Origin of the sequence: Neisseria sp. HMSC31F04, from assembly GCF_001807735.1 — a bacterium.
Taxonomy (GTDB): Bacteria; Pseudomonadota; Gammaproteobacteria; order Burkholderiales; family Neisseriaceae; genus Neisseria; species Neisseria elongata.
The window spans coordinates 1-6,921 of sequence record NZ_KV790767.1 but is presented as its reverse complement, the minus strand read 5'-3'; the positions used below and the strand labels follow the sequence as shown (position 1 = coordinate 6,921).

The window sequence follows — 6,921 nt, the reverse complement described above, 5'->3', positions numbered from 1 at the left end:
GAATTTTGCAAAGGTCTCAGGCCGTCTGAAAAGTTTTCAGACGGCCTCTGTTGTCATGAAGTTTGCTATTACTGCAAACGGTGTTGCTCTTCGCGTACGGTATTCACCACGTCCGCACCGAACAGTGCGTTCACGTCCGTTTCGTCGAATACGTATTTTTCGTTGCAGAAATCGCAATCCACCGAAATGCTGCCCTCTTCCGCCACAATCGAACCGACTTCCTCACCGCCCAGCATCAGCAGCATGTCGCTGACTTTGCCGCGCGAGCAGGTGCAGGCGAATTCCAGCGTTTCCGGTTCGAAAACGCGCGGCGGGGTTTCGTGAAACAGGCGGTACAGCAGATGTTGCGCGTCTAATTTCAGCAGCTCCTCCGCCGTTACGGTATCGGCCAGCGCGGTAACGTGCGCCCATGCGTCTTCGTCCAAGGTTTCTTCCGGCAGACGCTGCAACAGCAGGCCGGATGCGGTATCGCCGTCGGCGGCCAGCGTGATGTGGGTTTCCAGCTGTTCGGAACGCAGCATGTAGTGGGTCAGCATTTCGGCGATGCTGCCGCCTTCCAGCGGTACCACACCCTGCCACGGCTCGCCGTCCTGCGGCTGGACGGTAATGACGAATACGCCGTTTTCGCCCAAGAGGTCGCGCAGGGTTTCGTTGCCGCCTATTTGCGCGGTTTCGTCCCAACGCGCGGTGGCGCGGCAGGTTTGGTTGGAAGTGGCTTCCACCACCAGCATTTTCAGACGGCCTTGCCCCTGAACCTGCACAATCAATGTGCCTTCGAGTTTCAGGTTGCTCGACAGCAGTACGCCTGCGGCCAGCAATTCGCCCAACGCGCGGCGGATGGCGGCGGGATATTGTTTGCGGCCGACAATGTGCCGCCACACTTCCTCCAGCCGGACATGCAGGCCGCGGACGGGCATGTCGTTGAAAATAAAGCGGGTGCGTAAGTCTTGGTTGTTCGGGTTCATTTTTGTCCTTTTCAATCTCGGCAGTTCGTGCAGGATGTTGTTACGGCAAAGCGGAAACTTTGAAACACAGCCGCCGCCATTCTCCCGCAAGCAGGAATCCGGAGGTTGGGCATAACGGCAATTCCCTTCCACTTCTGAAAAATCGAAGTCCGGATTCCCGACTGCGCGGGAATGGCGGCGGTTGTATATTTCCATCCGAGCCGTCGTTTTTTCAGACGGCCTGTATCTTTATTCCTCCTGCCCTTTCTGCTCTTTCGGCAGGCGCAGGATGGAAACGACGAATCCGCCCCAAATCACTACCAGGGAAATCATCATCATAATGATGGCATTTGTGCTCATTCCAAGTCTCCTTCGTTGTTGTCAATCGGGGCAATAGTGGCCGCGCTGCGGTGCCACGGCAGGAAGGTCAGGATGACGGACAATACGATGAGGCCGCCGGCCATACCCCAGCCCAGAATATTCAGGAACCAATCGGGGTAACCGCTGTAGTTTTTCGCCAATAGGTCGCGGGTATCGAGGAACAACATGTAGCCCAACACATTAAGCGTGGTGAGGATGAAGAAGTTCCAGACAATGCCGATTTTGAAAGAGGAAACGGAATTGACGTGTTTGCGCAGCAGCGGCAGTTTTTCCCACACCACCAAAGCCAGCACATACATGAAACCGGCGGCCACGATGCCGTAAACGTTGATGAATTTGTCCAACACGTCCAACACGGGCAGGCCTGTGGTCGTACCGAACAGCAGGGTGGAAATCACCGCCATCGGAATGCACACGGCCAATGTAGCCGGCACGCGCGCTACTTTCCATTTGTCCTGCACGGCGGCCACAATCACTTCCACCACGGAAATCAGGGAAGTAATGCCGGCAAACACCAGCGAACCGAAAAACAGTACGCCGATAATCGAGCCCAAAGGAGCCTGCACCTGATTGATGATGGTCGGGAAGGCGATAAAGGCCAAGCCGATGCCGGAAGAGGCAACATCGCTGACTTCCTTACCCTGCGAGGCAGCCATAAAGCCCAATGCGGCAAACACGCCGATACCGGCCAATACTTCGAAACTGCTGTTGGCAAAGCCGACCACCAAACCGGTGCTGCCCAAATCGGATTTGGGTTTCAGATACGACGAATAGGTAATCATGATGCCGAAACAGATGGAAAGCGAGAAGAAAATCTGGCCGTAAGCCGCCACCCACACGCCCGGTTCGGTCAGCTTAGACCAATTGGGCGTAAACAGCGCGTCCAAGCCTTTGGTTGCGCCCGGCAGCGTGAGCGAAATGCCGACCATCAAAACGAACATCACCACCAAAAGCGGCATAAAGAAGGTGGACGCACGCGCCACGCCTTTCTGTACGCCTGCGGCCAGGATGAAGATGGTAAACAGCCACACGCCGATTAGCGGCCACAACACGGTGCCGACAAAATCCAGTCCCAAACCGGGGTCTTTCGCCATTTTCAGGTATTCGCCGAAAAAGAAACTTTCGGGCTGCGCACCCCATGTTCCGGTAACCGAATAGAAGGTATAGCTGACCGCCCAGCCGAGAATCACGGCGTAATAGGTACAAATTACGACGTTGGTCAGCACGTTCCACCAGCCGAACGGCTCGAAATATTTGGAAACGTGTCGAAACGCCAACGGGGGCGAACCGCGGTAACGGTGGCCGATGGCGTAATCGAGCAGCAGCAGCGGGATACCCGCCGTAATCAGCGCAATCAGATAGGGAATAATGAACGCGCCGCCGCCGTTGTCATAAGCGACATAGGGGAAACGCCAGATATTGCCCAAGCCCACCGCCGAACCGATGGCGGCAAACATAAAGGCTTTCCGGCTGGAAAAAGTTTCGCGCTGCGATTGTTGTTGTTCAGACACGAATGCACCTCCTTGATGTGATGGCCGCAGCCCGAACGGACCGCGGCAATGGATACAAAAAAGCGTCGGAAACGGATTTCCGACCGATATAAAACGCCATCATACTGGTTTGTGTAAAGTTTTGCGAGTAGAAATTAATTTTTGCATTATTCCGTTACAAAAGGCCGTCTGAAAAACATTTTAAGAAAACCCTGCTTTCAGACGGCCTCACCAATCCAGCCTGCCGTGCGCGGCTTCCTGCACGATGCTGTGGTCGGCCAGATTGACGGCGGTCAGGCAGCCGCCCCACAACGCGCCGGTATCGAGTGCCAGCACTTTTTTTTCCACACTGTCGAGCAGGCCGAGTGCCGACCAATGGCCGAACACGATAGTGTGGTCGAGGTGGCGGCGGTTCGGCGCATCGAACCAGGCATGGAGGTGCGGCGGCATTTCAGACGGCGTGCTTTTGAATTCGTAATCCAAACTGCCGTCGGCGTTTAAGGCGCGCATGCGGGTAAAAACGTTCACCAGCAGGCGCAATCTGTCTGCATCCCGCAAATCTTCGGACCAGGCGGCGGGCTTGTTGCCGTACATTTCGGCAAAATATTCGCCGTGTTTGCTGCGGCGCATGCTGTGTTCGACTTCGCGGGCAAACTCCGCCGCCTGCGCCGCCGTCCATTGCGGCAAAAGTCCGGCATGAACCATCAGATAGCTGTCTTTCTGCACCAGCAGCGGCTGATGGCGCAGCCAATCGCGCATTTTGTCGGCGTGTTTGTGTTTGACGATGGGCTCGATGGTATCGCGTTTTTTCATCGTGCCGTGGCCGTAGAGGACGGCCAGCAGATGCAGGTCGTGGTTGCCGAGGATGATCTGCACGCTGCCTTCGTGCTTCATGCAGAATTTGAGGCTCTCCAGCGATTTGGGGCCGCGGTTGACGATGTCGCCCGTGAGCCAGAGCGTGTCGCTGCCGTGATTGAATCCGATTTTGGCCAGCAGGGCTTCCAGTTCGTTGAAGCAGCCCTGCACGTCGCCGATTGCATAATGTGCCATGATGCGTACATCCTTGATTTGCGGTGTATTGGGTATGCGGTCGGTCAAACCGCCTCGGGGCGGGGGAAACGGCCGGCCGTTTCATGCCCGGCCTGTTTTTCAGACGGCCTGCATACCTTGGTTTTATTGTGTTTCCGGCCGCCTGCCTATTCTTCTTCCGTCCAGGCCTGCCTTAAGGCCGTCTGAACGGTGTCGCCGTCGAAGCCGCGATAAGCCAAAAAGCGCATCTGTTTGAGTTTTTCGGCATAGTCGGCGGGCGGGCGTTTGAATTTTTTGCGCACCACTTCTACGGCAGAAGCCAATTCCTTGTCGCGGTCAGGCAGGAAGGCGCGCACGGTTTCTTCGTCCACGCCCTTTTGCGCCAAAGCCTGTTTCAGCCGCAATGAGCCGTGTTTGCGGCTTTTGCTGTGGATATAGGCTTCGGCATAGCGTTCGTCGGACTGCCAGCGGCGGTCGGCGAATTCGTCCAGCACGCGCTCGATTTCCTCTTCGCTCTCGGCATGCGGGGCAAGTTTGCGCTTGAGTTCGGCACGGCTGATTTCCTGCCGTGAAAGGATGTCGAGTGCGCGTGCGCGGAGGGTTTTCTGCGGGTTCATAGGCCGTCTGAAAGGATTTGATTGGGTGGGATGGGCGGAACGAGCCTTGAGGCCGTCTGAAAAACCGCTTCCGTCTGTTTTCAGACGGCCTGCTCTTTTTCTTCCCGTTGCGGGCGCAGGTTTTCGTAGATTTCCGGCAGAGAGCCGATTGTCCAATCCGGCCGTGTGGCTTCGTGTTTCGAGAGTTCGGCCATGTCGCCGTAGCCGAAGGTTACGCCTATGCTCGGGCAGCCCGCCGCTTTGGCCGCCAGGATATCGTTGCGCGAATCGCCGACCATAATCATGTTTTCCACCGGAACGCCCAGCACTTCGGCGGCATGCTGCAGCGGCGCGGGCGAAGGTTTTTTCTCCGGCAGGCTGTCGCCGCCGAGTACGAGGCTGAAGTAGTCCGACAGGCCCAATGCTTCCAGCAGTTTGACCGCCAACACTTCGTTTTTGTTGGTAATCACCGCCAACGGGATACCGAGCGATTTCAATAATCCCAGCCCCGCTTCGGTTTCGGGATAGGCACGGGTACGGTCGGCAATATATTCTGCGTAATATTGAACAAACAGGGTAAAGCCCTGCACCCACAGTTTTTCTTCCGCTCTACCGTCCACATTGCCGGTCAGCGCGCGGTGCACCAACACGGCAATGCCGTCGCCGACATAGCTTTCAACGGTCGGCTGCGGCAGCGGCGGCAGGTCGAGCGACGCACGCATGGCATTGGCGGCTGCCGCCAAATCGGGCAGCGAATCGCAAAGTGTGCCGTCCAAATCAAAGGCGGCGGCTTGAACGTGTTCTATCGTGCCGTTCACAAAATTCTCCTTCAAGGAAAAGGCCGTCTGAAAACGCAGGTTAGATCAACCGAAAGCGGTTTTCAGACGGCCTTTTCAATACATTCACAACTCTCGAATCATCCCGTCCACCATTTCCGCCGAATGGACGGCGGCGGTTTGCAGGAACTCGTCAAAGCTGACATCCGCCTTCTCGTCGGCCGCATCGGATACGGCACGGATAACGACAAACGGCAGGCCGAATTGGGCGCAGGTTTGCGCAATGGCCGCAGCCTCCATTTCCACCGCCTGCACATCGGGAAAATTCTTGCGGATGGAGGCGACGGTTTCGCTGCTATGAACAAACCGGTCGCCGCTGACAATCAGCCCGCGCCGTACTGAGGCATTCGGAAACGCTGCAGCCGCCCGCTCGGCGGCGGTTACCAAAGCATGGTCGGAAGCAAACGCCGGCGGCAGTTGCGGCACTTGGCCAATTGCATATCCGAAGGCGGTAACGTCCACATCGTGATGCGCGGTTTCGCTGCCGATGACCACATCCCCCACTTTCAAACCCTGCCCCAAACCGCCCGCACTGCCGGTATTGATAACGCAGTCGGGAGAAAATTTGAGGATGGCCGTGGCAGTGGCCGCGGCGGCATTGACTTTGCCTATCCCGCTCAAGGTCAGCACAATGCGTTTGCCGTGCAATTCGCCGCAATGGATTTCAAACGCGCCGAAATGCTGGCTTTCACGGTTATTCAGACGGCCTTTCAATAATTCAATTTCGGGCTGCATCGCGCCGATGACGGTAATAGTGTGGATAGCGTTCATCCCGTTTCCTTTCCGAAATCAAGCAAACACTTGCGGCCACTCGCCGCGCTTGTCGAGCAGGCCGCGCGCGATTTGCTGCGCCCCTTCCAAACTGTGGCTCGCCGCCCAGCCGCACTGGACGACGTTGCAGGCCGGAACTTCCGTTGCCGACAAGACATCTTTCAATGTATTTTCAATCAGTTGCAACACCTCATCATAATCACCCATGTTCAGCAGGGCGATATAGAAACCAGTCTGACAACCCATAGGGCTGATGTCCACGATTTTATCGGAATGATTGCGCGACAATTCAGCCATCAGGTGTTCCAGCGAATGCAGGGAAGGCATTTCCATATGGTCTTGATTGGGCTGGCAGACGCGCAGGTCGTATTTGTAGATTTTGTCGCCGAAATCGCCGTCGGTCACACAGGCCAGCCGCACATAAGGGGCCTTTACTTTGGTGTGGTCGAGATTGAAGCTCTCGACATTCATTTTTTTCTCAATTTGGATTTCGCTCATGACGAATCCCCTCGTTCGGTAGTGATAAAAACGGGGATTATACGCACCGCCTTAAATATTGACAAAACAGCAGATCATTTCAGCGAAGATATTTTGTCAGCTATGGCCGTTTGAACGCCGTAGATCAAGATACCTCTTCAAAACAGGAGGTGGCGGCCGTTTTAATATACAACCGCCCGAAGGCGGCTGATACCCTCAAGACTGGCATTTGCACAGAGATGCCGTTTCAACACACAGCCGCCCGAAGGCGGCTGTCAAGTTTTTGCCAGTACAACCAAGTCTTTTTATGTTCCAACACACAGCCGCCTGAAGGCGGCTGGATTTTGGGGGCTTTAAAATGATTGTGAGACCTTTGCAAAATCCCCCCAAAATCCCC

8 protein-coding genes are annotated in these 6,921 nt (G+C 55.9%); all 8 read right to left on the bottom strand.

The window, feature by feature from the left end; genetic code table 11:
• Positions 1 to 68 precede the first annotated feature (68 nt).
• Positions 69 to 965 (bottom strand): Hsp33 family molecular chaperone HslO, encoded by an 897-nt coding sequence (gene hslO, locus HMPREF3107_RS01885; RefSeq protein ID WP_070452753.1) that lies wholly within the window; start codon positions 963 to 965, stop codon positions 69 to 71.
• A gap of 228 nt (positions 966 to 1,193) precedes the next feature.
• Positions 1,194 to 1,304, bottom strand: a complete 111-nt coding sequence (locus HMPREF3107_RS11270; protein WP_040665779.1) for a methionine/alanine import family NSS transporter small subunit — start codon at positions 1,302 to 1,304, stop codon at positions 1,194 to 1,196.
• On the bottom strand, positions 1,301 to 2,836 hold the full coding sequence (locus HMPREF3107_RS01880; RefSeq protein ID WP_081456073.1) for a sodium-dependent transporter: 1,536 nt from the start codon (positions 2,834 to 2,836) through the stop codon (positions 1,301 to 1,303). Before HMPREF3107_RS01880 ends, HMPREF3107_RS11270 begins: the two co-directional genes overlap by 4 nt.
• Before the next feature lie 207 nt (positions 2,837 to 3,043).
• On the bottom strand, positions 3,044 to 3,865 hold the full coding sequence (locus HMPREF3107_RS01875) for a symmetrical bis(5'-nucleosyl)-tetraphosphatase (protein WP_070452750.1): 822 nt from the start codon (positions 3,863 to 3,865) through the stop codon (positions 3,044 to 3,046).
• A 146-nt stretch (positions 3,866 to 4,011) separates the two neighbouring features.
• On the bottom strand, positions 4,012 to 4,461 hold the full coding sequence (gene recX, locus HMPREF3107_RS01870; RefSeq protein ID WP_070452747.1) for a recombination regulator RecX: 450 nt from the start codon (positions 4,459 to 4,461) through the stop codon (positions 4,012 to 4,014).
• Positions 4,462 to 4,541: 80 nt separating this feature from the next.
• Entirely contained in the window at positions 4,542 to 5,258 is a 717-nt protein-coding gene (locus HMPREF3107_RS01865; RefSeq protein WP_070452745.1) for a phosphoglycolate phosphatase, read from the bottom strand.
• An 84-nt stretch (positions 5,259 to 5,342) separates the two neighbouring features.
• A complete protein-coding gene (locus HMPREF3107_RS01860) occupies positions 5,343 to 6,047 on the bottom strand; it encodes a 5'-methylthioadenosine/adenosylhomocysteine nucleosidase (RefSeq protein ID WP_070452742.1) in 705 nt (234 codons plus the stop codon).
• An 18-nt stretch (positions 6,048 to 6,065) separates the two neighbouring features.
• Positions 6,066 to 6,545, bottom strand: coding sequence for an S-ribosylhomocysteine lyase (locus HMPREF3107_RS01855; protein ID WP_070452740.1), 480 nt, complete (start codon positions 6,543 to 6,545; stop codon positions 6,066 to 6,068).
• Positions 6,546 to 6,921: the final 376 nt, after the last annotated feature.